The following is a 25,157-nucleotide window of genomic DNA, read 5'->3' on the forward strand; positions in this document are numbered from 1 at the left end:
ATGCCCTCTTGAAAAAGGGCATTTTTTATTGTACTTTACTGTTATTTCAAAATTTGAGCTGCATGCTCTTTTGTTTTCACCTGAGAAATAACCTCATCAATAATTCCGTTTTCATCGATTACGAAAGTCGTTCTGTGAATTCCGTCATATTCTCTTCCCATGAATTTCTTTGGTCCCCAAACACCAAATGCATTGATTACTGATTTGTCTTCATCTGCCAAAAGCGGAAAAGGAAATTCGTATTTGTCTTTGAATTTACTTTGTGCTTTCTGACTGTCAGCACTTACTCCCAAAAGCTCGTAATTATTAGCTTTAAAGCGCTCAAAATTATCTCTTAAATCACAGGCCTCAGCTGTACAGCCAGGCGTACTGGCTTTTGGATAAAAGAAAACCACTAATTTTTTCCCTGCATAATCAGCCAGCGTATGGTTTTTTCCGTCCTGATCTGTTCCGGAAAAATTGGGTGCCTTATCTCCTTTTTGTAATTTTGTCATTTTTTTTATTGTTAATTATCAATTGTTATTTTTTTTCTGCCCCGGATTGAAGTGAAAACCCCGGAGTTGTCAAAGTTTACATTTTTTGTATTAATAAAGCGACCAGCGGGAGCTCTTGTTAATGCTCAAAAATGTTACTTTGACAATGAGGAGTTGAAACGTAAAGCCGGATTAGGCACATCATCAAAATTATGCTATTTTTACGGCATTAAAAATACGGAAATGAATAAAGAAGCCCGGGTGCAATTTGTTATAAATACGTTAAAAGAACTCTACCCGACTATACCTGTGCCGCTTGACCACAAAGACCCTTATACGTTATTGATCGCTGTATTGCTTTCGGCTCAGTGTACGGATGTACGTGTGAACCAGATTACGCCTTTATTATTTGCAAAGGCTGATAATCCGTATGATATGGTGAAAATGTCTGTAGAGGAGATTAAGGAGATTATCCGTCCATGCGGACTGTCGCCAATGAAGTCAAAAGGAATTCATGGATTATCAGAAATTTTAATTGAAAAACATAATGGAGTAGTTCCTCAGAGTTTTGAGGCTCTTGAAGCCTTGCCGGCTGTTGGGCATAAAACCGCCAGTGTTGTGATTTCACAGGCTTTTGGAGTTCCTGCTTTTCCGGTTGATACGCATATTCACAGGCTGATGTACAGATGGAACCTTTCGAACGGAAAAAATGTCATTCAGACAGAGAAAGATGCTAAAAGATTATTTCCAAGAGCATTATGGAATGACCTGCACTTACAAATTATTTGGTATGGACGCGAATACTCACCTGCCAGAGGATGGAGTCTGGAGAAAGATATTATTACCCGAACTATAGGAAAAAAATCTATTATTGATGAAATGAGTAAAGTTAATACTGATTCTATAAAGCAAAAAAAACAAAGGTTTTAACGGACATATCAAAACCTTTGAAAAATTTAATCTCTAATTACTTATTGCTTTTAAAGAATTATACTCCTTGGTCATATCAAGAGACCTGTAAATTCCCAAAAGGGTTTTGGTAACCTCTGGATTTTTCGGCTCGATAGCAAGTGCCTTTGTAAGATATGGTATAGCACTTTTTGTTATTTCATCTTTTTTAGCGGTTAATTTATCATACTCCAGCATTTCTTTTTTAGAATTTCCCAAAGCATCTATCTTATCAACTATTTCTTTTTTTGACTGGAGCTTTATATAGGCCAGATTTATATACGAATCGATAAAATTAGGGTTCAATTCCAGAAGATAATTATAGGCAGCTTCTGCTTTGGCTAAATCTTTTCTTTCCAAATAGGCATAAGCCAGATTCTTGTTTACTTCAAACTTCCTGGAAGGAATGGCCACATTCCTTGGTTTCTCATAAAGTCCTTCCTTGATATAAGATTCCCTGGCTTTTGGAGAAATGAAACCATCTTCTTCTTTTGTTTTTTTATTAGTTGCATAATAGATAATACCGTTTCCTGAAAAATTCATTTTTTTTAACTGCTCATAATATTGGATTGCGAAACCAAATTCCTTTGCATTTAAATAAGCAGCTGCTGCGTTGAATAAATTCAACGTGTCTTTTTTATCGAATAAATATACTTTATAGCTCTTTTCGCCACTTTCCTTAAAATTACCTGCTTTAAAGTCAGCTGTTGCTCCATTTACAAGCTTTGCCTTCATATCTTTTAAAGCCAGGTTTGCTTTTACGGAAAATTTATACTTACCGGCTTCGTTTTCGTATAAAATCACATCCTGATAAGACTGTGATGCTGCAGAAAAATTATTGGCGGCATCAATGTTTTTGACAGCAAGATCCTTTAATACGTTTCCTTTTAAAAAATAAAAATCTGATTTTTCTTCATCCGGCGCATTCAGAATCAGGTATTCATTCTTTTTTAAAATTACAATTGCCTCATCTGATTTTCCTTTATCATACAAAGACTGAGCATCTTTTATCTGGGATTTTTGAGAATATACTCCAGCATTTATCAATACTATTGATAACATTATAAATTTCAATTTCATGTTTAAGTTAGTTTGATGGTTAATAGAAGATTTTAGGCAGCATATGGATGCTAATGTAGGCTTATAAATCTGGTTTCGATTTAAAAGCTTATTCAAACTAAATAGAACAATTAGGGTAGTTTTTCATCATATTCATTAGTTTTAATAGGGTTAAACACTTTTTTCAATATTATACAAAAATCATTTTTTTTACTCAAATTGAAATTATAAATGCTTTTTTGATGTATTTTTTTAAAGACAATTTATTTTTTATCTAAAAATAGAATTAAAAAATGAATATGCAAATAAAATGTAAAGTATTTTTTATATGACATTCTAAGAGAAATAATTCTGTATTACAAAATTTTCCAGGCAATCCGTAAGATGAGATTAACCCGAGATATAGCTTCCAAAAAAAACTCACTATTTGTATTTGCATACGAATAGTGAGCTTTCAACCAAAACGACCATTTGGTTTTCTTTGGAATAAACATCCGACAAAAGTAGTGGGCTGCTTAATTAGCTATAACTTCAAAACTTTTATTATCGATTTTCACAACTTTTAGTGCCTGTGAATAACTTAATAAAAAAGAAACGACTTCTTTTTTTGGTTTTAAATCTTTAGAAGCTAATGTCTTTTTAGAGTAAATTTTCGCCATACTATGAAAATGTTTTATACCAGTATAACGAAGCAATAACTAAAATAGTATTAGTTGGTTAAAATAATTTGATGCTTGTCAATAATTTTTCTCAAATTCATTAGTGCATAACGCATTCTGCCTAATGCTGTATTGATACTGACACCCGTCAGTTCGGAGATTTCTTTAAAACTCATATCCTGATACATTCGCATTACTAACACTTCTTTTTGATCCTCAGGAAGTTCTTGGATCAGTTTTTTAAGATCAATTTCGACCTGATCCACAATCATTTTGCCTTCAATAGTTAAACAATCATCAGACATAATCGAAAAAATCGAAAATTCTTCTGTTTCTCTGTACATTGGCATTTTTTTGGTTTTGCGAAAATGATCCACAATTAAATTGTGAGAAATACGCATAACCCACGGTAAAAATTTTCCTTCTTCGTTATATGAATTGGATTTTAAAGTTTTAATCACTTTAATAAATGTATCCTGAAAAATATCGTTTGAAATATCTCTATCAGCAATTTTAGAATATATGAATCCATATATTTTGGACTCGTGCCTTTTTATTAATGTTGCTAAAGCATTTTCATTGCCTTCAACATAATTTTTAACCAATAGAGCGTCAGGAATATGAAGATCAGCCATAATACTACTTTTTTAGTTTTATTTTAAAATTGGAAATAATTTTTCTAAAAAGTAATTTTATTATATAGGCTTATCGTTTTTGGTTTGTTAATAATCAGTCCAAATTTAACAAATTTTTATTTTAAAAAGCAAATGAATAGCATAATAATAGATAAGAAAATTGCAAATAATATCAATTAATTTAAAATTTTATTGACAAAGAGACGTTAAATCTTCAATAACTGGAATGTTTTAACAGTTTAAAAAAATTAATACAATTCTATAATTTATTAATTACAAGCAAGTTGCAGCTCTTATTTTTAGTAGTAGTTATTTTATATTATTCATAAAACACAAACATAGCCAACATAGAATATATTAGACAAAACTGTATCTTCAACAGCCGGTTCATCCAAATTACCTCCTATCGCTAAATTCAGTAATGATACAATGAAATATTAAAAGCAAGTATTTTTGTTTTGAAAATTGCTTTTTAAAAGAACTAAATGGCTTCAAACCAACTTTCCCTTTTCTTCGATTTCAAAGGAATCTTCATTTGTAGATGTTCGTTTTGGAGTTGGATATATCCCAATCGTTGGATTTATATTCCAAAAACACCATAATATTGAAATTACCTCATATTTTGTTTATCCTGCATGAATAGCCGAAGGACATTTAATCATTGGTGGTAAAGATTTTATTTTTTATAAACAGTTGTAAAATAGGTTACTTCAAATCAAACAAGCAAATTGTAATGTAAATATTTGAATACTAACACTTACACTTTCGCCTTGATTCTGTTAAAATTTGAGACAACTACCTTAACAAAACTCAGCTTAAAATTGATTACTTTTGTAGAAATTGACTTTTTATGCAGATTGATCTTTCGACATTAGACCCAAAACATAATATTATCATTAAAGGCGCTCAGGTACATAATTTAAAAAATGTAGATGTTGCAATTCCGCGAAATAAACTTGTAGTCATCACAGGGCTTTCAGGATCTGGAAAATCAAGTCTTGCATTTGATACTTTATATGCCGAAGGACAGCGTCGTTATGTGGAAAGCTTATCATCGTACGCACGTCAGTTTTTAGGACGATTAGATAAACCAAAAGTTGAATATATCAAAGGAATCGCTCCCGCAATTGCAATTGAGCAGAAAGTAAATACCACTAATGCACGTTCGACGGTAGGAACTTCGACTGAAATCTACGATTATATCAAACTATTGTACGCCAGAATTGGCCGTACTTATTCTCCCATTTCCGGCAGAGAAGTAAGAAAGAACACGGTAACCGATGTTGTTGCGGATGTTAAAACTTTAGAAACAGACAGCAAATGGCTTTTATTGTCGCCTATTCATTTAGAAGAAGGAAGACAACTTGAAGACAAACTTAAAGTTCTTTTGCAGCAAGGATTTGCACGTATATTAGTGGATAACGAAATGGTTCGTTTAGATGAGTTTACACCTACAGATATTCACAAATTAGATAATAAAGACATTTTATTGGTCATTGACAGAATTGTTGTTAAAGAGGAAGAAGAATTTTATAATCGTCTTGCAGATGCTGTACAAACTGCTTTTTTTGAAGGAAAAGGAATTTGTTACCTTCAGGAATTAGGTACCGATAAAAGATTCTCTTATTCTAATAATTTTGAATTAGACGGCATTACATTTTTAGAACCCAATGTTCATTTATTCAGTTTCAATAATCCTTATGGAGCCTGTCCTGTTTGCGAAGGCTACGGGAACATTATTGGTATTGATGCCGATTTGGTTGTACCAAACACAGCATTATCTGTTTTTGAAAGCGCTATTTATCCATGGAGAGGAGACAGCATGAGCTGGTATAAGGATGAATTGGTTAAACATGCTTACAAATTTGATTTTCCAATTCACAAGCCTTATTTCGAACTCACAGAAAATCAAAAAGACTTAATATGGAAAGGCAATCAGTACTTTCAGGGATTAAACAGCTTTTTTAAAGAACTTGAGGAGAAAAATTATAAGATTCAAAATCGTGTCATGTTATCCCGTTACCGTGGGAAAACCAAATGTCATGCCTGCCGCGGTAAACGTTTACGAGACGAAGCTTCTTATGTAAAAATAAATGGTAAAACCGTTTCTGATTTAGTTGATTTACCAATTAAACATCTTGTTGCTTTTTTCAAAAACATTGATTTAAATGTTTACGAACAGCAAATAGCCAGGCGCTTAATGGTCGAAATCAACAATCGTTTATCATTTTTGACAGAAGTTGGTTTAGATTATCTTACTCTAAACAGAAACTCGGCGTCACTCTCCGGAGGCGAATCACAGAGAATTAACCTAGCCACTTCATTGGGAAGCAGTTTAGTCGGATCGATGTATATTCTTGATGAACCAAGTATTGGTTTACATCCAAAAGACTCTGAACGATTGATAAAAGTTTTGCTTTCGCTTCGTGATTTAGGCAATACAGTAATTGTGGTCGAACACGATGAAGACATTATGAAGGCTGCAGATATGATTATTGATATTGGTCCTGAAGCCGGAACTTTTGGAGGAAACCTTGTTGCTCAGGGAACCTACGATGAAATTTTACAATCTGAGTCTTTGACAGCCCAATACTTAAATGGCAATTTAGAAATTTCTGTTCCCAGAAAGAGACGCAAATTCAAAAATTATATTGATATCATTGGCGCCAGGGAAAACAACTTGAAAAATATTAATGTTACTTTCCCGTTGGATGTTTTAACCGTAGTCACAGGAGTTTCAGGAAGCGGAAAAAGTACTCTTATTAAAAAGATTTTGTTTCCGGCTATGCAGAAGAAACTGGAAAACGCTTCCGAAAAAGCAGGTCAGTTTACCGATTTAAAAGGATCTTTTTCTCAAATAAGGCATATAGAATATGTTGACCAGAATCCTATTGGAAGAAGTTCAAGATCCAATCCTGTTACATATATTAAAGCTTATGATGACATCCGTGATTTGTACGCTAAAGAAAAACTGTCTAAAATAAGAGGCTACCAGTCCAAACATTTTTCTTTTAATGTTGACGGTGGCCGATGCGAAACCTGCAAAGGAGAAGGCTCTATAAACGTCGAAATGGTATTTATGGCTGATGTCTCTTTGCCATGTGAAACCTGTGGAGGGAAAAGATTCAAAAAAGAGATTCTGGAAATTAATTTCGACGAAAAAAACATCAACGATATTCTAACAATGACTATTGATGATGCTATTGCTTTTTTTGAAAAAAACAAACAAACCAAAATCACCCAAAAACTACAGCCGCTTCAGGATGTTGGCTTAGGGTATGTACAGCTGGGACAATCTTCTTCTACCCTTTCGGGCGGGGAAGCACAACGTATCAAACTGGCTTCATTTTTAGTAAAAGGTGCTACAAAAGACAAGGCTTTATTCGTTTTTGATGAACCAACAACAGGATTACATTTTCATGATATAAAGAAATTACTGGCGTCGTTTGATGCCTTAATCGAAAAAGGTCATTCTATTATTGTAATTGAACACAATCTTGACCTCATAAAATGTGCTGACTGGATTATTGATTTAGGTCCTGAAGGAGGAGAAAATGGAGGTCATTTATTAGCTGCTGGAACTCCTGAAGAAATTATGAAAGTTAAGGAATCTGTTACAGGAATTTATTTAAAGGAAAAACTAAACTAAATAATTTAGCCACGAATTATTTCTTTTTTACCGAATTGTAATAAGAAATAACTCGTGGCTATTTTTTTTAAAAATTGCTAATCCTAAGCAACCAAACATCTTTCTTCAAAAGGAACGCCATCTTCATCTATAGCAACTAAAATCTTTTTTTGTTTAGATGCTTCGACTGTAAGATACAACCATGCTACTGACCAAAGACCTAATGTTAAACAAAAGATAATAAAATTGAATCCATGATCTACTGCTTTTCCTCCTTTTGAAAGTACCGCAAAAAGCATTTTGTCGTTGCGTTCTTCAAGGACAAATCCGTTATGAACCTTTTTAGAAATCATATTAGAGAATACCTGAAGACTTTCTTCCTGGCTGAATTGATTGTTTTTCATAATCATTAAATTAAAACTAATCTTACTTAATTTTTAACAAAATTACATAAATCCAATACTTATGACAATACCCACTTTTAGTGATTTGTAAATAATTTTTCAGCATAAAAGCAGATTTGTTATTAATTTGCGAACATAAAGATAGTTTTTATATTATAAAATACAAAATAAACAAGCATCAACTTTTTACTAAAAGTTAATTATCAATGCATTATATCTTTTTTTTCATTATCAAAATAGCCGGAGGGTTTATCTGCACTAAAATAGTTTTCAGGTATAGTGGTTTTATTTCCATCCCGCCATGCATTATAGTGGGGTGACATTATTTCGATACCTGCTTCATTAAAAGAATCCTGAATATTTTGATGGAGAGATGAATAGATTAGGGACTGTTTATTAGGCTCTCTAGTATATACATTTATTTGATATGAAACATAAAAATCATCTAAACTGGTTTGCAGGACAAATGGCGCAGGAACAGGCTGAATCATTTCAGTTTTTAATGCTGCATCAATTAAAGCTTTGTAAATATCTTTCCAGGGAACATCATAACCAATTGTAACTGTTGTATGAATTAGCAGTCCGTGCGTATCATTTTTTGTGTTAGCAGAATAATTTGTAGAGGTACTGGACAATACTGTTGCATTTGGAATTGTTATGTCTTCAAATTTTGGTGTTCTGATCCGGGTTACCAATGCAGTCTTTTCTATCACTTCACCACTTACATCACCAATTTTTATAAAATCACCAATCTTAAAAGGACGCATATATGTGATTACTAAACCGGCCACCATATTCGCTATAGCATTTGATGAACCCAATGAAAATAAAACGCCTACAAAAACAGAAACTCCTTTAAAGATTGGAGAATCAGAACCTGGCAGGTAAGGAAAAATAATCACCAACATAAAAGCATACGCTAAAAAACGGATAATATTAAAAGTTGGTTTTGCCCAATCACTGTAAAAGCCATCAACCTTTATGTTTTCCTTGTTTATTTCGTCGACAAAGAATTTAACTATTTTTAGCGAGTACCTAAAAATCAAAACAATAACAACTATTCTGAATAAATTAGGCAGAAAATCAATAATTCCCAATAAAGCAGATTTTACGGGAGTAAGTGTCCACCTTAAAATCGTTGTGGTATATACTTTTGTTGCCGGAAATATATAAAAAAGTACAGGCAGAGTAAAATACACAATTAACAATAAAGTAAATAACTTGATAATCCACAACATACGAATTGCCAGAAACAGCTGTTTTTCAGGGCTAAGAATGGTGATATTATTATAATTAAACCCCTTAAAATATTTTTCCTTGTGTATGGATATGCGGTTTTTTATTTTATTAAAAACTTTAGATACCACAAAAAGAACAAATCCCAAAATAATGATCAATAATGCTGTAAATCCTATACGTTTAGGCAGTAATGAAAAGTTTTCATTTTGATAGATAATTTCTTTTTTTATTGCTTTGTAGTTTCGGTTTGCAATTTCGTGAACAGATTTGTTTTCAGATTGTGCATCCGAATTTAAAACTGACATTATTACCAAATCATCTTCATAAACTATATCCAGACTAATATCTGATCGGACAATTTTTAAAGAGCCGGCATCAAATACATGATTTTCATAAAGTAATTTTATTCTTGACTCAATAGCTTTGGCTCTGTTTTCTGCAGAAAAAGACCCCACTTTATTGAATACATAGAAAAGAGTGTCCTTAAAAGGATTTACAGGATATCCTTTTATAATGGATTTATCAATAACAGGTGTTTTTGTTTTTAAATTCTCTTTTTGAGCAAAACCTGCTATCGAAAATAGAACTAGAAAGAATGACAAATAACAAAGTATTTTTTTTCTCATTTTATTAATAATAAGTTAGTTATCCTTCTAACAAATATAATAACAAAATCGCTTCAAAATTAAATTAGTCTTTACTTTCTGAATCAAATCATTTTAAATTTTAACTCCAAATTTTATTAAAATACCATCAATTACCTTATTTATATCTGGAGATATATAGAATTTATAATTCAGATAAAGATACAAAACCGTAACAAGAACAGATTTTAAAGCAATACCAATGAGAGGGTAAACCGGGAAATCCCAAAAATAAAAAGCCAGAAACAAAACTGTCGTAACCGCCAAAGAATATAAATTCTGTTTTGTAAATGGGTATAAATGAAGTTTCCTAACAACAAAAAGTAATTTAGCCAAACTATAAAATGTGATAGACAATAAAGTGGCAAATGCTGACCCCATAATACCATAAAGAGGTATAAAAATTACGTTTAAAATAAACGTCAATACAACCAATCCTAATCCAAGAAACAATACGGTTTTGTAATATTTAGTATTAAAAATAATCGCATTATTATTTCCTAAAATCAAATCAAAATATTTAGAAAGGCCAATCATAAAAACTACCGGAATTCCTCCTCTATATTCGTCCGGTACTATTTCGTACAGCTGGTTGATATTGACAAAGATGCACAACATAACAAAACCACCTACAATCTGCAGATTTATAGATGTTTTTTTATACAAAATATTTAGTTCATCGTGTTTATTTTCGTGCATCAATTTAGCTGTAATCGGATATACAATCTGATGCATAGCGCGGCTTGGAACCGAAATTACCAACGCAATATAGGTTGCTACAGAATAATAAGCAATATTCTTGATTTCCATGTATTGGTTCAGCATCAGTTTATCGCCGTCCAATAGCAGATTAGCAACACTTCCTGACAAAATAATATAAAAAGTATATTCCATAACGCTTTTTACATTGTCAGGAATTGTAATTTGAAAATTGGGCCTTTTGATATAAAATGCATAAAACATTGTTATAAGGAAAGCAATAAAATAAATCGCAGCAGTTAAATAAACAAATTCGACTAATGAAATCCATTTAAAGTAAAGACCAATTAAAGCAAAGCTGGAGAACAACCTCAAACCTACTTCTTTAATAAAGTTTCCAAAAACCGAATGCATATGTACTCTCGCCCATGCGTAAAATATTTCAAAATAAGCCATACAGATTCCGATAAACGGAATTAAAAGCATGAATTCTTTTACTACCGGATTTTCCTTAGAAACAAAAGCCGTAATATCATCAAAGAAAAAGATTCCGATGATCCCTAAAGGAATGCACATTAATACCGGAAATAATGCTGTAAAAGACAGAAATTGCTCTCTCTCCTCTTCTGTATCATATTGTGAATAAAATTTGACTAATGTATTTTGCATTCCGATAGCAAACAAAGGCATGATAACATTTGCTGCCGAAAGAATATAATTTGTTAAGGCATAATAAGTTGCACCTAAATAAATTGGATATAAATAAAGTGTATTAATAGCTCCGATGCCGAAACCAATATAAGTTATTATAGTATTTTTGAAAGACTGGTTTAAGACAATACCCATGTTTGAGTTTAAATTGTAGAATTTAGATTATTTGGTTTGTAAAATTTATTATTTTATCAATTGGGCCAGTTGTTTAGTCAGGTTTTTTCTTGAATATTGCTGTAAACCAACTCCATGAGCCTGTAAGTTTCCAGACAAAAACTGATTATAAAAGTCCAAAATTACACTTTTTAGCCTCGCTTTTTCAGAATAATCAAAAAATACTCCTGTGTTTGTTTCTTTTATAATATCTGCAAAGTCTGAACCTTGCGGACCTATTGCTATTATTGGGCGATTTGACACCATGTATTCAAATAATTTCCCGGGAATAATACTTTTGGTATCTTCTGAATTAATTTCGATCAAAAGCAAAACCTGAGATTTTTTTTGATGTGCTATTGCCTCATGATGAGAAACATAACCAAGAAGATTCAAATAGACGCTTAGTTCAAATTCTGTAATTGAATCAAGAACTTCCTGACTTACGGCACCAATTAGTTTAATTTCTAAATGTGATTTAAAATCAGGGGCTTCATTTAATAATTCAACCAGACATTCCCATAAAAACTTTGGATTTCGGTCTGATAAAAAAGAACCAATATGTGCGAGAGTAAATTTGGTATCTAAAACTTGTTTCTCTACATTCTCAGTATCATAACCATTTGTAATAACAGAAATAGGTTTATCAGTTATTGACTGAAACTCTGCTTTAGTAGTTTTACTGGTCACAATGATTTCGTCTGCCGAATTAAGCACTTTATGTTCTAAAATTTTATGCTTTTTTTCAGCATAAGAAGATAATCGAAGGGATTTATGATAACCAATCGTGGTCCATGGATCCCGGAAATCGGCAAACCACTTAATATTTAGTTTTTCTTTTAATTCTAAGCCAATCAGATGCAAACTGTGAGGTGGTCCCGAAGTTACGATTGTATCAATATGATTTTCCCTGATATACCCCTCCAGATAAGTCAAAGAAGGCCTTACCCAAAAAACACGGGCATCCGGAATAAAAAGATTCCCTCTGATCCAAAGAAAAGTTTTATCCAAAAAAGACTGTTTTCTTTTATTGGGTACAATACCAGATGCAATTTTTTTCGTTTTATTTTTCGAAAAAAAAGAAGCCAACTGGTAAGGTTCCCAAATCTTATGCTTTAAAACAATAGCTTTATCGGAAATCTCTCTTATCAAACCTTCATCAACAATTGGATAGGTTGGGTTTTCGGGAACATAAACGATTGGCTGCACATCAAATTCCGGCAGGTATTTTACAAATTTTAGCCAGCGCTGTACTCCTGGACCTCCTGCTGGCGGGAAGTAATAGGTAATTATCAAAAGTTTCTTTGGTTCCAATTTTTATTCAATATTAAAAACTTAATTGTGGAATTATACATCCTCTTCATTATTGTTATTCACTTTCGCTAATTCTTCAATATCCAGAATATCTTTTGGCCGGTTAGAAGCTTTCTTAGCGATAATTAAATTTTCATAGTCGATAAAATAAACAGGAGTTTCATCAATCATAACAATTGTTGCGTCTTCTAGCAAAGAAGAAAAAGATTTATCTTCTAAACCTTTTACGGCGGTCATAATATCCAGCCTGAGTCCATAATTTAATGTAAAATCTGTCCAGCCGGGAATAAATTGCATTGTTTCAATTGATTCAAAGTCTCCTAAATTAATTGATTTTAATGCTTTTCGTAAATTAAGTCTATTTTCAATGGTGTCTTCTAAATAGATATCAATGTCTCCGGTATTTCTATTATAACCATAAATGTTTACCGCAAAACCTCCAATCGTTATATACTTAACGTTATTTTGAAAGAAACTATTCCAAATAGCAATTATTTGCTCATTCATCGTTTCTTAGATTGAATTATTTTAGCAGTTTTCAATTTATGGGAAATTTCAATAATAGCCATCAATCGCTCTAATCGCTCTATATAAGAAAGCGATTTTATTTCTAAAATTCTTCTAGCTTCCAATTCTTTTGGAGTACCAAATTTTAAAACAATATCTTTCATTACTTTAACTTTTGTAATATTCTAAAACAAAGATACAAAACGATATAGTACTCAATAGCTAATCAATTTAATTATGAATTTTATCCTTAGATTTTCTGTTTTCAAAATAAAACCCTCCAATTAAAAGCAATAACATCCCAATTGAACTTACCAGTGTAATTGTACTTCCGGTTTTAACAACCTGAGGTTCAAATTTAAATTCAATAGTATGTTTCCCGCCCGGAATTTCCATAGCTCTTAAAACATAATCAACAGGGAAATGATCTGTTAATTTTCCGTCAATGTAAGCATTCCAGCCGTTTTTATAATACATTTCAGAAAAAACAGCCAAACCATCTTTTCCGTTCTCAGACTGGTATTTGATATAATTTGGCTTATATTCTACAACTCTGATTGTACCGGTAGTATCCCACTTTTTTTTCAGTCGGGCACTTTTAAATTTTCCCTCATATTCATGAACATTAAAAACAGCAACTTCTTTGGTATCTAAATCATCTAAAGCTTTCATGACATCATCCGGCTTATTAACGAGTTTTACAGTACTCACAAACCAGGCGTTTCCATTTGTGTTCGGGTTTATTGTTGGAAATTCTTTTCCTTCTTTATCAGTCTGAATAATGTATTTTACGTTTAACATATCCAAAACTTCCATATTGTTTTTTGCGATCTGGTAATCAAACAATTGCTGGATTCTTCTTGGTTTTGCAGCATGATATCCCCCTAATGAATGATGAAAATAAGAAGCACGTGCACTTGACATGTTTCCGCTGACCTCAAAAACCCTGTAGTGGGTAGTATCTTTTAAGATCTGGGCATCAGATGGCGTTTCCTGAAATGGGGCGGCAATTTCTACCGGACTTACAAAATCTTTAGCAGAAACGTACTTTTTATCCACAAAAAACAAATCAAAAATCATCAAAAGCCCAACCAGAATCAGAGTAGTATTTTGAGCCAGTTTATTTTTGATGAATAGCCATAAAATCCCAAAAGTCACTACAATAAAAAATCCTGAGCGTAATAAATCTGCAGAATACAAAGTCATTCTGTCTTCTTTCAAAGCATCAACAAAACCTGGACCATAACTTTCTAAAAAATAATTATCGCTGCTTCCTGTAAAGTGGAAAAATCCTTTGGCAATTACCAAAATCAAAATTATCCCCAAACCGAATACACCAGTTTGCATCAGGGCTTTTTGCTGCAGTTTTGGCTCTTCTTTCGCTTTAAAAAACGACTGAATACCCATTACAGCCAAAACCGGAAAACATAATTCAAGAATCACCTGAATAGAAGAAACTGCTCTAAACTTATCATACATCGGAACGTAATCAATAAAGAAATCCGTTAATAATGAGAAGTTTTTTCCCCAGGAAAGCATTAATGAGAATAGTGCTCCACCCAGAAATACATATTTTATTTTTCTGCTATCAATAAATAAAGCCAAAACACCTAAAAAGAAAACCACAATACCAATGTAGGCCGGTGCTGCAACAATTGGCTGGTCGCCCCAATAAGTAGGCATTCCTGATACAAAATCCTTAGCCTGTGCAGATGGACCCCCCTGTTCGATCATAAACGAATACATACGGCTGTCTGTCCCTACATTTTCATGATTTGAACCACCAAAAAGCCTTGGTGCAATCAGGTTAAAACTTTCAGCTATTCCGTAACTGTATTCTGTAATATATTCACGGCTTAAAGCATTTTCATCGGTCTTTTTAGAGCCATCCGGATTAAAAGTCAACTCACTGTTGCTTCTTGTACTGAATTTAGCATATTCACTTGTTGCCATCAAATTAGTAGCATTTGCTCCAATTGCAAAAATTCCGGCAATAGCCAAAACTCCAACTGCTGTCCCAAGTTCTTTAAATTGTTTTTCTTTAATGAAAATAAAAGCAAAATATCCTGAAAGTATCAATAAGAAAATCAATAAATAATAAGTCATCTGAAAGTGGTTTGCATTTACTTCCAGTGCAACCGCAAACATGGTGAGCAAACCTCCCCAAATATATTTTTTCTGAAAAACGAGTATAAATCCGGCAATAACCAACGGCATATATGCAATTGCATGTGCTTTTGCATTATGCCCAACACCAAGAATTATAATTAAATAAGTTGAAAAACCAAAGGCTATGGCTCCTATAAAAGCTTTTAGCGGGTCTGTCTTTAAAACCAGAAGCAAACCGTAAAAACCTAAGAAGTATAAAAATAAATAATCTGCAGGACGTGGTAAAAAGCGTAAAAAATCATCTAATTTACCCACAAAATCATTTGGATAATTAGCTCCTAACTGATAAGTTGGCATTCCTCCAAAAGCAGAATTTGTCCAATAGGGCTCCGTGTTTTCAGCAGCCCTAAAATCATTCTGCTCTTTTGCCATTCCGGTATATTGAGCGATATCAGACTGAAAAATTTGTTTTCCCTGCAAAACAGGATAAAAATAAATTAATGAAACGAGAATAAAGCCCAGAATTACAAGGGCATGCGGATAGAACTTATTTACTATTTTCAATTTTGGCTGGTTTGGTTAAATGATGAATCCTGTTATTTAGGACACAAACTTAATCTATTTCTTCGTAATCAACATAATCGCCAACTTTTTTGGTTTCTCGTGGCTTTTTTGCATTAGCGGTATTAATGATTATCTCATCATTATTGTTGTTTGGGGCTCTTTGCCATGAATTATCCTGACTGTATTGCTGTTGTCTCTGAAAATTTTCCCCTGCTTTCTCTACCGCCTTTTTCACAAGTACAGGCAAAAATATTTTAGCCAGAAATTTAAAAATATAATAAAAAGCTATTACCCACATTATGGTTTTAAGGAACCCTGAAAATGATGCTTCTTGCATAATCGTATAATTTTTTTCAAAATTAATAAAACCATTGTTCAAAATTAAAATATGAATCTTAAATAAATAATAAAATATGTACATTTGAAATACGTTATTACTTTTTAAATTAAAAAGATATTTATGTTAAAAATTAAAAATTTACTTGCCCCGGTACTTTTTTTCATCTCACAACTTTTCTTTGCCCAGCATACTGATGTAATTAATTCGAACCGCCCCGGAGAAACTATGTCGGCTTTCTCTGTTGGAAAAAGTGTTATTCAGGCCGAAGTTGGTTTTTATGGCATAACAGAAAAGCATGATGCCCAAAACTATGAGGCATCGGGTTTTGGTACCGATTTTACCGCTCGCTGGGGACTCTTTGATGAAAAACTAGAATTTATTGCCGATATCCAGTATCAAAATGAAAAGTTTACAACTCCAGCCACCACTTTTAGAAAAAGTAACCTCAGACAAACCGTTTTCGGAGCAAAATACCTGATTTATGATCCTTTTAAAACATATAACAAAGACATTAATATTTACAGCTATAATGCAAATAAAAAATTCAGATGGAGTCAACTGATCCCTGCGGTTTCAATCTTTGCAGGTGCTAATTTCGTATTTAAAGACAATCCATATGCCTATAATACCAATATACTCAATTATTATTCAAACGAATTTAATATCTCTCCTAAGCTAATGCTGATTACACAAAACCATTTTGGTGATGGAAGATGGGTACTAGTGACAAATATTATAGCAGATTATATTGCAAGCGACAATTCAGGATTCGGTTATGTAATAACACTTACAAGAGGATTTAACAGCAAATGGTCCGGTTTTCTTGAGAATCAGGGCTACAAAAGTGATTTGTACAGCGATGCTATTGTGAGAGGAGGTGCAGCTTATTTATTATCAAGAAATGTACAAGTAGATGCATCAATTAGCAAAAATTTAAAAAACTCACCTTCATTACTATATGGAGGAATTGGCTTTTCTATCCGTTATGACGATAAACATCAGGATAAACTTGTCAATTATGGTAAAAAGAAAAAGGTAAAAAGCAGTAAGGATAAAAAGAAAAAAGACAAAAATGCAGTAGAAGAGCCTGAAGAAGAAACAATAGACTATCAGGAAAAAGAACGTGAAAGAAAAGCTAAATACGAATAACCTCAGTATCTTTACTCCCAATACTATGAGAATTCAAATTTAAATTAGATGATTACAATTAAAGAGGCCAAAACAAAAAAGGAATTAACAGAATATATCAAATTCCCTTTTGCTTTATATAAAGACAACCCATATTGGGTTCCGCCCATTATTTCAGATGAATTAGAATCATTTGACAAAACAAAAAATCCGGCTTTCGAAAATGCTGAAGCATATTTTTACATTGCTTATAAAAATGACAAAGCTGTCGGAAGGATTACAGCTATTATAAACTGGTCAGAAGTTAATAATCAGCATAAAAGAAAAGTTCGTTTCGGCTGGTTTGATGTTATTGATGATATCGAAGTAACGAAAGCTTTGCTTGAAAAAGTATATGAATTAGGAAAACAGCATAATCTGGAACACATGGAAGGCCCTATGGGATTTTCTAATTTAGATAAGGTTGGAGTCTTAACAGAAGGTTTTGATCAGGTAGGAACCATGATTACCTGGTACAACAATGAATACTATGTCAAACATTTTGAACAGTTAGGCTTTCAGGTAGAAAAGCAATATATAGAAAGCATTTTTCCTTTTTCAAACGTAAAGCCTGAATTTTTCCAGAAAGCACAGGAACTGATTAAAAAGCGATACGGCTTAAAATCCCTAACTTTTACAAAGACAAAAGACATTATGCCACATGTGGACAAAATGTTTGATTTGTTTAATGAATCATACGAAAAATTAGCTTCATTTGTAGCCATATCTGATGTTCAGAAAGATTATTTTAAAAAGAAATATATCGGCTTTATCAATCCTGAATATATCAAGTTTGTAGTGGATAAAGATGATAAATTAATTGCCTTCAGCATTGTAATGCCAAGTTTTACCGAAGCTTTACAAAAGATAAAAGGAAAACTGTTTCCATTTGGTTTCCTTCATTTATTAAGAGCAAAAAAACACAGTAAGGATGTTGTTTTTTATCTTATAGGAATTCACCCAGAATATCAGAACAAAGGCGTTACAGCAATTATTTTTGACGAATATTATAAAACGTTCTCTGAAAAAGGGATTCGCAACTGCATCAGGACTCCTGAATTACTTGAAAACAATGCCATTCATCTATTATGGAAAAATTTTGACCCTATAATTCATTGTCAAAGAAAAACTTATCGAAAAGACTTGTCTCAATGGACATGAAATTTATCTTAATTATGTAATTACAAAAAAAGGTCGAAATTAAAATTTCGACCTTTTTTATACTTGGATTATTCCTGAAATATTATTTCTTTTTATTTTGAGCTTTCTTAGCTGCCTCCTGCTGCTCCATTACTTCCTGAAGACGCTGTTGAAATTTACTTGGCTTTTTAGGCTCTCTTTGTTTGTTTTCCTGAATCTGGGCATGAATTTTTTCGCTGTCTACGATATAATTCTTAATAACAAACATAATTCCGATTGTAATTAAGTTCGAAATAAAGTTGTACAAACTTAATCCGGCACCGTAACTGTTGAAGAAAATTAACATCATCAACGGCGAAACGTAAATCATGATTTTCATCATTTTTGCCATATCCGGCATACCTTCCTGCTGCGGAGCTGCCATCTGCTGATCTCCAGAAGTCATTTTCATGTAGAAGAAAATTGCAATTGCCGCCAAAATTGGAAACAAACTGATATGATCACCATACAAAGGAATATTGAATGGTAATTTTGCAACAGAATCAAAAGAAGATAAATCATCAGCCCAAAGGAAACCTTTTTGTCTTAATTCAAACGCTGCAGGGAAAAATTGAAACGATGCATACATAAAAGGAAGCTGAATCAATGCCGGAATGCATCCTGCCATTGGATTTACTCCTGCTTTATTGTACAGTTTCATAGTTTCCTGTTGCTTTTTCATTGGGTCTTTTTTGTATTTTTCTCCCAATTCTGTAATATCAGGTCTTAAAACTTTCATTTTGGCCTGAGACAGGAATGACTTATATGTAATTGGCGACATGGCCAATTTGATGATAATCGTAAAAATAATGATTGCAATTCCTAACGATAATCCAATAGTTGAACTTAAGAATCCAAACAACGGAACGAATATCAACTTGTTAATCCACCCGAATATTCCCCATCCTAATGGAATAATTTTTTGGAAATTTTTATCGTAAGATTTTAACACCTTATAATCTGCCGGTCCAAAATACCATTGCATTTTATAATCAATCTCACCATTAGAAAACGCCAAAGGAATGTTTGATTTAAACTGTTTTGTAAATACAGTATCTATTTTTTCGTCATTAACCAAATTAGTTGATTCTAATTTAGCATTGGCAAATGGTTTTTCTGTAACTAAAATTGAAGTAAAAAAGTGCTGTTTATAAGCAATGAAGCTTACTTTTTCAATTGTCTCTTCTTCGTGACTACCCAGACCTGCGTAATTGATTTTACCATCTTCATGTTCGTAATAAATTTCGGCATAACGATTTTCGTATGAAATACTTTTTTCGTTTCTGTATGTTTTTAAATCCCATTGCAAATCTAATGGCTTAGCAGAATTTAAAACACGGCTCAACCCCTGTGAACGAATATCAAAACCAACCAGATAATCGTTTGGTTTCAGAATGTATTTATACTCTAAAAATTCATTTGCACCTGCTTTTAAACGCATAGATAAAACTTGGTCTACACCAATTTTCTCTAATGTTGGTTCAAAATACAAATCTTTAGAATTTAGTGTTCTGTTATCTGTAGTAAGAAGCTGTAGATTTAAATTTGAGTTGTTGTTTTTAATTAATTCAACTAACTGGCCCGAACCTTTTTTAAACTTTTCAAATTCTTTTAAAGTTGCTTCCACTATGTAACCACCTTTATTAGCGATTTTAAGTTTAAGCTTTTCGTTTTCGATTGTAGTATAAGACTCTTTTGCAGAAGGAAGTGTTGCAGAATAAGCAAAACCGCCTAAAGTTTTTTGCAATTGAGCCAACTGAACTGTATCACCAGGAGTTGCAGCCTTCGCCGGTAGCGCTGCTGTTTTTGCTTTATCAGCTTTTGCCTGAGCTTCTTGTTTAGCTACTAATTCTTTCCTGGCTTTTTCAGCAGCAATTTCTTTTTCAGAGGGCTGATTTTGGTACATAATCCAAATCAAAATTCCGAATATCAATACAAAACCAATAATTGAATTAAGGTCTAATTTTTTTTCTTCCATTATTATTTAAAAAAGGTTATTCGTTAAAGGAAATTAGTTATGAGTCTGACTCAAAAGTTACATCCTCTTAGAATATTAATATTATTTTTTATGAAAATTTACAGCAGCAGCTACAAAGTTTACGAAAATTGGGTGTGGGTTTGCAACCGTACTTTTGTATTCAGGGTGGTATTGAACGCCAATAAAGAATGGGTGGTTCTCTAATTCTACAATTTCTACTAAACCAGTATCAGGATTAACTCCGGAAGCAATCAAACCTGCTTTTACCAATTCATCTTTGTATTTATTGTTGAATTCATAACGATGGCGGTGGCGCTCAGAAATCGTTTTTTCACCATAAATTCTGTGCGCCAGAGTGTTTGGTTTAATTTCACATTTCCATGCTCCAAGTCGCATTGTTCCCCCTTTGTCTGTAACTGTTTTTTGATCTTCCATCAAATTCACTACCGGATGTTTTGTTTTTTCATTCATCTCAGTAGAATTCGCTTCAGCGTAACCTAAAATATTTCTTGAATATTCGATAACAGACATCTGCATTCCCAAACAAATTCCGAAAAACGGAATATTATTTTCACGTGCATAACGAACTGCTTCAATTTTTCCTTCAATTCCTCTTTCGCCAAATCCCGGAGCAACTAAAACTCCATCAAGTGGCCCTAATTTCTCAGCCACATTATCAATATTAATGTGTTCTGAGTGAATCGAAATTACATTTACTTTTGTTTCATTTGAAGCACCTGCATGAATAAATGCCTCTAAAATAGACTTGTAACAATCCTGCATTTCTACGTATTTCCCAATCAGACCAATATTTACGGTATGTTTAGGCGTTTTTAATCTACGTAAAAAAGTATTCCATGTTTTTAAATCCGGAGCAGCTTTCTTAGGTAAATCTAATTTCTTTAAAGCCACAACATCCAATCCCTCTTCAAGCATTAAATTTGGAACTTCATATATCGTAGAAGCATCAATAGATTGAATAACCGCTTCTTTTTTCACATTACAGAATAAAGCCAGTTTTTGACGCAATTCCTGAGACAATTCATGTTCTGTTCTACAAACTAAAATATCTGCTTTGATACCACTTTCCATTAACGTTTTTACAGAGTGCTGGGTTGGTTTTGTTTTCAATTCTCCCGCTGCAGCCAAAAATGGAACCAAAGTCAGATGAATCACAATTCCGTTGTTTTCACCTAACTCCCAAACCAACTGACGAACAGATTCAATGTAAGGTAATGATTCGATATCACCTACAGTTCCGCCAATTTCAGTAATTACAATATCATAATCACCGGATTTACCCAGCAATTGCATTCTGTCTTTGATTTCGTTTGTGATATGAGGGACAACCTGAACCGTTTTTCCTAGAAACTCCCCTCTTCTTTCTTTTTCAATAACCGAAAGATAAACTCTTCCTGTAGTAACATTATTAGCCTGAGAAGTAGGAACATTCAGAAAACGCTCATAATGTCCTAAGTCTAAGTCTGTTTCTGCTCCATCATCTGTCACATAACATTCTCCGTGCTCATAAGGGTTTAGTGTTCCCGGATCAACGTTGATGTATGGATCAAATTTCTGAATAGTTGTACGGTATCCTCTTCCTTGTAACAATTTTGCCAAAGATGCCGCGATAATCCCTTTTCCTAATGAAGAGGTCACACCTCCTGTAACAAAAATATATTTTGTTTGATTCATTCTGTAGTTGTTTGTATTGTAGTTGTGTAAAAAACTTGGCAAAAGTACAAATTAAATTAGACAATTTGCTAATTAGAAAATTAGAAAATGTGTCAATTGAAAATTTTAAGAAATACATAAGCGATAATTAGAAAACAATGAATTAAATTCATTTTAAACCAATATTATAAAGCTATCTATCTAAACATTATCTAATTTTCTAATTTTCCCATTATCCAATTTTTAAGGTTTTGGATATTGTTTTTTAATGTTACGTATCAACTCTTCCAGTCCATTTAGTTTTAATTCATAAACAAGCTGAAGCTGCTGTCCTAATTCTCCTTTTGGAAAACCTTTATTATGATACCAGACCACGTAATATTCGGGTAAATCAATCAAAAAACGTCCTTCATATTTCCCGAAAGGCATTTTGGTATGTGCTAATTTTATGAGTTGTTTTTTGTCCTGTTCCATTTTTTTAAAAGAAAAAAGAAGCAAGAAAAAAGAATATTGATTTATCCTCTTTCTTGCCTCTTTAAATTCTGTAATTGTGTTTTTATTTCCAGTTGAAAGTAACTCTTTTTTCGATATCCGGGTGAAGACTCAAAAATACCGGGCAAGTCATAGCAGCTCGTTCTAAGATTGTTTTGTTTTTTTCATCAGCATTACTTATCAGCTCAAAAACAATTTCGATAGCACCAATTCTTCTTGGTTCAGCATTCATAATTTTAGTTACTTCAGCTGTGGAATCAACTAAATCTACATCTAAATCACGGGCTTTGATTCCCATAATGGTGAACATACAGCTTCCTAAAGCATTAGCCACTGTATCTGTTGGAGAAAACGCTTCTCCTTTTCCGTTATTATCTAATGGTGCGTCCGAAATGATTTCGCTTCCTGACTGCACATGTATTGATTTTGTTCTTAAATCGCCTAAATAGGTTACTTTTGATGTCATTAATTTGCTACTTTTAAAGTTAAGTCTGAATCGTAATATAAAATGTAAACACCTTTATTAGCGTGTCCGCCATCTTCTTTTTTATAATATTGAAATTTATTGTCAACTTGTTCGGTTGTCATTAAATCAGCTGTTTCCTGATAGGTTTTTCCCTGAACCAAACGCATCATGGTATCAAAAGTTACATCAAAACCACGGGTTGCATAAGTATTAGGATCTATTTTGTTTTTTAACTTGTATTCTTTTTCAAAAATTAACACTCGCGATTCGTCGCTTTCGCGGGAAACTGACGGATACATCAATTTTAATTTAACTAAATTTTCAAAATAAATTTCATCCGTATCCAAAGTACTGTTTGGTTCTAAAATCACCAATTGGATCTGACAGGTTTTTTGCGCATCAATCAAAGCCTTAATCGTATATTTTATCATCGCGGTACTGGCTGTTTCCATTACCACATAATTCATTCTGTTTGGCATTAATAAGCTTTTCAGACTGGCAACATCCAAACTTCCGTTTTCGGTTAAAGATGCGAAGGCAACCCCTTTTTGGTTTTGCTTGATGTAATTGATAACCGATTCTTTTTTCTTATCAACTACTGCGACAATATTACCATTTTTAGAACGCATATAATCAAAAACCGTATTCCTGACTATGTCTGGTGTTGGTATTGACTGATACAAATTATCAATAGGGTTAGCAGCATCTTTAGATAATGGCGAGATTACGGGCACATTATGTAAACGCAGTGTATTAGCGGTTGTTTCGGCATTAGTCTGATAAAACGGCCCTATGATTGCATCCGCATCCTGCAGTTTATTTTGGGTAATCAGACTCGGAATATTTGAAGTATTTTTTGTCTCCTGCGAATCATAAATTGAAATATCAATTGGCAGTTTCAACGTTTTTGCCGAATCAATAGCCATCATTGCTCCTGAATAAAAATCAAGTGTCATATTCAAAAACTTATCCGTTTTTACGCGGTTCGCGAAACCTACTGTGTCATTTTGTATTTTGGCTATATTAAAAGGCAATAACAGAACCAGCTTTTTACGTTCATTATGACCTCTCTTTTTATTTAATTCAACCACTTCCGGATCAGCAGAAACAGTTTCTGATTTTACCTTTTCAAGTATCTGAATCCCATCTTTATTTTCTACCTGTTTTTCAGTCTGTCCTGGTTCTTTTGCAATAATTGGCACCGGAGCTAAATAACCAGTTGGAACTTTAAGCACCATTCCCTCTTTTACACCTTCAGAAAGGGACGGATTTAATTCTGTCAACTCCTCCTGAGTAAGATGAAATGTTCTTCCTAAACTGTAAAAAGTCTCTTTTGGTTTTACCTGATACTCCATGTATGTTGTTAGTTTTCTTGAAGTCTCCGCAGGTTTTACAGTATTAGGAACTGAAGCTGAAGCTGTAGTTTCTGTTTTTGGAGCAGTACCTTTTATTGTTAATCTGTATCCCACAGGTAAATTCGAAACAATTTCCGGATTGCGTTTTTCTAACTCCTCAACAGTCAGATTATACTGTTTAGCAATACCAAATTTGGTTTCTTTAGGCTGAACATCATGATAAACATATTTTTCAGAACCTTTATCTTTCGTTTTTTTATTTGCAGCAGCAACACTTTTAGAAGCATAGCCTTTTGCAGGAATTACTAATTTCTGTCCAATCTGAATACCTGTCTTTTCTAAAAAAGGGTTAGCAGCTTTCAAATCTTCGGCAGAAATACCATATTTTTTTCCGATACTGAAAAAAGTTTCTTTGGGCTGTACTTCATGAATGACTTCTTTAGTATTTCCATTCTTTTTGACAGAAGTTTCATCTTTTTTTACCGATGCAGTCTTACCGCTGCTGCTCGGAATCAATAAAACTGTATTCGGCTTCAGGGAAGTTCTCGCATCAGGGTTCAACTCGTAAATATCATAAGGAGTAACTTTAAATTTCTGAGCAATCTGATTGATTGTTTCTCCGGCTGAAACAGTGTATTTAACCACCTTCCCCTGAGAGAAAGCAGAACATGTTATAAACAAAACAAAAGAAAATGTGGTGAAAAAATATTTCATAATAGATATTAAAAACAATTATTCTTTTAATGCGAACAAGATACTA

General features: G+C 33.0%; 21 protein-coding genes. 4 read left to right on the forward strand and 17 right to left on the reverse strand.

The window, feature by feature from the left end; translation table 11 throughout:
• Window positions 1-41 precede the first annotated feature (41 nt).
• Entirely contained in the window at window positions 42-494 is a 453-nt protein-coding gene (bcp, locus tag GXM17_RS09970) for a thioredoxin-dependent thiol peroxidase (RefSeq protein WP_163399188.1), read from the reverse strand.
• 222 nt (window positions 495-716) lie between these two features.
• Here bcp and GXM17_RS09975 point away from each other — a divergent pair, with 222 nt between their 5' ends.
• Window positions 717-1,403 carry an endonuclease III domain-containing protein gene (locus GXM17_RS09975; protein WP_163399189.1) on the forward strand — a complete coding sequence of 229 codons (687 nt, stop codon included), beginning with the start codon at window positions 717-719 and terminating at the stop codon, window positions 1,401-1,403.
• Between the two features lie 33 nt (window positions 1,404-1,436).
• On the opposite strand, the gene GXM17_RS09980 is transcribed toward GXM17_RS09975, so the two are convergent.
• The 3 genes from GXM17_RS09980 to GXM17_RS09985 form a co-directional block, all read right to left on the reverse strand.
• The gene (locus GXM17_RS09980; protein WP_244307371.1) at window positions 1,437-2,501 is read right to left on the reverse strand and encodes a tetratricopeptide repeat protein; all 1,065 of its coding nucleotides are present in this window, start codon (window positions 2,499-2,501) and stop codon (window positions 1,437-1,439) included.
• Window positions 2,502-2,995: 494 nt separating this feature from the next.
• Window positions 2,996-3,139 carry a hypothetical protein gene (locus GXM17_RS21565; protein WP_167522116.1) on the reverse strand — a complete coding sequence of 48 codons (144 nt, stop codon included), beginning with the start codon at window positions 3,137-3,139 and terminating at the stop codon, window positions 2,996-2,998.
• Between the two features lie 50 nt (window positions 3,140-3,189).
• Complete coding sequence (locus GXM17_RS09985) at window positions 3,190-3,774, reverse strand: RNA polymerase sigma factor (RefSeq protein WP_163399190.1); 585 nt, start codon at window positions 3,772-3,774, stop codon at window positions 3,190-3,192.
• Between the two features lie 850 nt (window positions 3,775-4,624).
• Here GXM17_RS09985 and uvrA point away from each other — a divergent pair.
• Window positions 4,625-7,423: an excinuclease ABC subunit UvrA gene (gene uvrA, locus GXM17_RS09990; RefSeq protein ID WP_163399191.1), complete on the forward strand. Its 2,799-nt coding sequence runs from the start codon at window positions 4,625-4,627 to the stop codon at window positions 7,421-7,423.
• Between the two features lie 83 nt (window positions 7,424-7,506).
• Here the strand turns inward: uvrA and GXM17_RS09995 are convergent, their stop codons facing one another.
• The 8 genes from GXM17_RS09995 to GXM17_RS10025 form a co-directional block, all read right to left on the reverse strand.
• The gene (locus GXM17_RS09995; RefSeq protein WP_163399192.1) at window positions 7,507-7,806 is read right to left on the reverse strand and encodes a hypothetical protein; all 300 of its coding nucleotides are present in this window, start codon (window positions 7,804-7,806) and stop codon (window positions 7,507-7,509) included.
• Between the two features lie 203 nt (window positions 7,807-8,009).
• Window positions 8,010-9,671 carry a mechanosensitive ion channel family protein gene (locus GXM17_RS10000; protein ID WP_163399193.1) on the reverse strand — a complete coding sequence of 554 codons (1,662 nt, stop codon included), beginning with the start codon at window positions 9,669-9,671 and terminating at the stop codon, window positions 8,010-8,012.
• Between the two features lie 93 nt (window positions 9,672-9,764).
• Window positions 9,765-11,234: an oligosaccharide flippase family protein gene (locus GXM17_RS10005; protein WP_163399194.1), complete on the reverse strand. Its 1,470-nt coding sequence runs from the start codon at window positions 11,232-11,234 to the stop codon at window positions 9,765-9,767.
• Window positions 11,235-11,282: 48 nt separating this feature from the next.
• Window positions 11,283-12,566: a glycosyltransferase family 4 protein gene (locus GXM17_RS10010; RefSeq protein WP_163399195.1), complete on the reverse strand. Its 1,284-nt coding sequence runs from the start codon at window positions 12,564-12,566 to the stop codon at window positions 11,283-11,285.
• 33 nt (window positions 12,567-12,599) lie between these two features.
• The gene (locus GXM17_RS10015) at window positions 12,600-13,073 is read right to left on the reverse strand and encodes a nucleotidyltransferase (RefSeq protein ID WP_163399196.1); all 474 of its coding nucleotides are present in this window, start codon (window positions 13,071-13,073) and stop codon (window positions 12,600-12,602) included.
• On the reverse strand, window positions 13,070-13,237 hold the full coding sequence (locus GXM17_RS21570; RefSeq protein ID WP_167522117.1) for a hypothetical protein: 168 nt from the start codon (window positions 13,235-13,237) through the stop codon (window positions 13,070-13,072). Before GXM17_RS21570 ends, GXM17_RS10015 begins: the two co-directional genes overlap by 4 nt.
• Before the next feature lie 67 nt (window positions 13,238-13,304).
• Complete coding sequence (locus GXM17_RS10020; protein ID WP_163399197.1) at window positions 13,305-15,746, reverse strand: YfhO family protein; 2,442 nt, start codon at window positions 15,744-15,746, stop codon at window positions 13,305-13,307.
• A 49-nt stretch (window positions 15,747-15,795) separates the two neighbouring features.
• A complete protein-coding gene (locus GXM17_RS10025) occupies window positions 15,796-16,083 on the reverse strand; it encodes a DUF4834 family protein (protein WP_163399198.1) in 288 nt (95 codons plus the stop codon).
• 123 nt (window positions 16,084-16,206) lie between these two features.
• Here GXM17_RS10025 and GXM17_RS10030 point away from each other — a divergent pair, with 123 nt between their 5' ends.
• Window positions 16,207-17,235: a transporter gene (locus GXM17_RS10030; protein WP_163399199.1), complete on the forward strand. Its 1,029-nt coding sequence runs from the start codon at window positions 16,207-16,209 to the stop codon at window positions 17,233-17,235.
• Between the two features lie 48 nt (window positions 17,236-17,283).
• Window positions 17,284-18,414 (forward strand): GTP cyclohydrolase, encoded by a 1,131-nt coding sequence (locus GXM17_RS10035; protein ID WP_163399200.1) that lies wholly within the window; start codon window positions 17,284-17,286, stop codon window positions 18,412-18,414.
• 82 nt (window positions 18,415-18,496) lie between these two features.
• Here GXM17_RS10035 and yidC read toward each other — a convergent pair whose 3' ends face one another.
• The 5 genes from yidC to GXM17_RS10060 all read right to left on the reverse strand — a co-directional run bounded on the left by yidC (window position 18,497) and on the right by GXM17_RS10060 (window position 25,111).
• Window positions 18,497-20,410 carry a membrane protein insertase YidC gene (gene yidC, locus GXM17_RS10040; RefSeq protein WP_163399201.1) on the reverse strand — a complete coding sequence of 638 codons (1,914 nt, stop codon included), beginning with the start codon at window positions 20,408-20,410 and terminating at the stop codon, window positions 18,497-18,499.
• 81 nt (window positions 20,411-20,491) lie between these two features.
• On the reverse strand, window positions 20,492-22,105 hold the full coding sequence (locus GXM17_RS10045; RefSeq protein ID WP_163399202.1) for a CTP synthase: 1,614 nt from the start codon (window positions 22,103-22,105) through the stop codon (window positions 20,492-20,494).
• Window positions 22,106-22,327: 222 nt separating this feature from the next.
• Entirely contained in the window at window positions 22,328-22,558 is a 231-nt protein-coding gene (locus tag GXM17_RS10050; RefSeq protein ID WP_163399203.1) for a DUF3820 family protein, read from the reverse strand.
• An 82-nt stretch (window positions 22,559-22,640) separates the two neighbouring features.
• A complete protein-coding gene (locus GXM17_RS10055; RefSeq protein WP_163399204.1) occupies window positions 22,641-23,042 on the reverse strand; it encodes an OsmC family protein in 402 nt (133 codons plus the stop codon).
• Window positions 23,042-25,111 (reverse strand): PBP1 and LysM peptidoglycan-binding domain-containing protein, encoded by a 2,070-nt coding sequence (locus tag GXM17_RS10060; protein ID WP_163399205.1) that lies wholly within the window; start codon window positions 25,109-25,111, stop codon window positions 23,042-23,044. The genes GXM17_RS10055 and GXM17_RS10060 overlap by 1 nt, the downstream gene beginning before the upstream one ends.
• Window positions 25,112-25,157 lie beyond the last annotated feature (46 nt).

Origin of the sequence: Flavobacterium fluviatile (genome assembly GCF_010645065.1) — a bacterium.
Taxonomy (GTDB): Bacteria; Bacteroidota; Bacteroidia; order Flavobacteriales; family Flavobacteriaceae; genus Flavobacterium; species Flavobacterium fluviatile.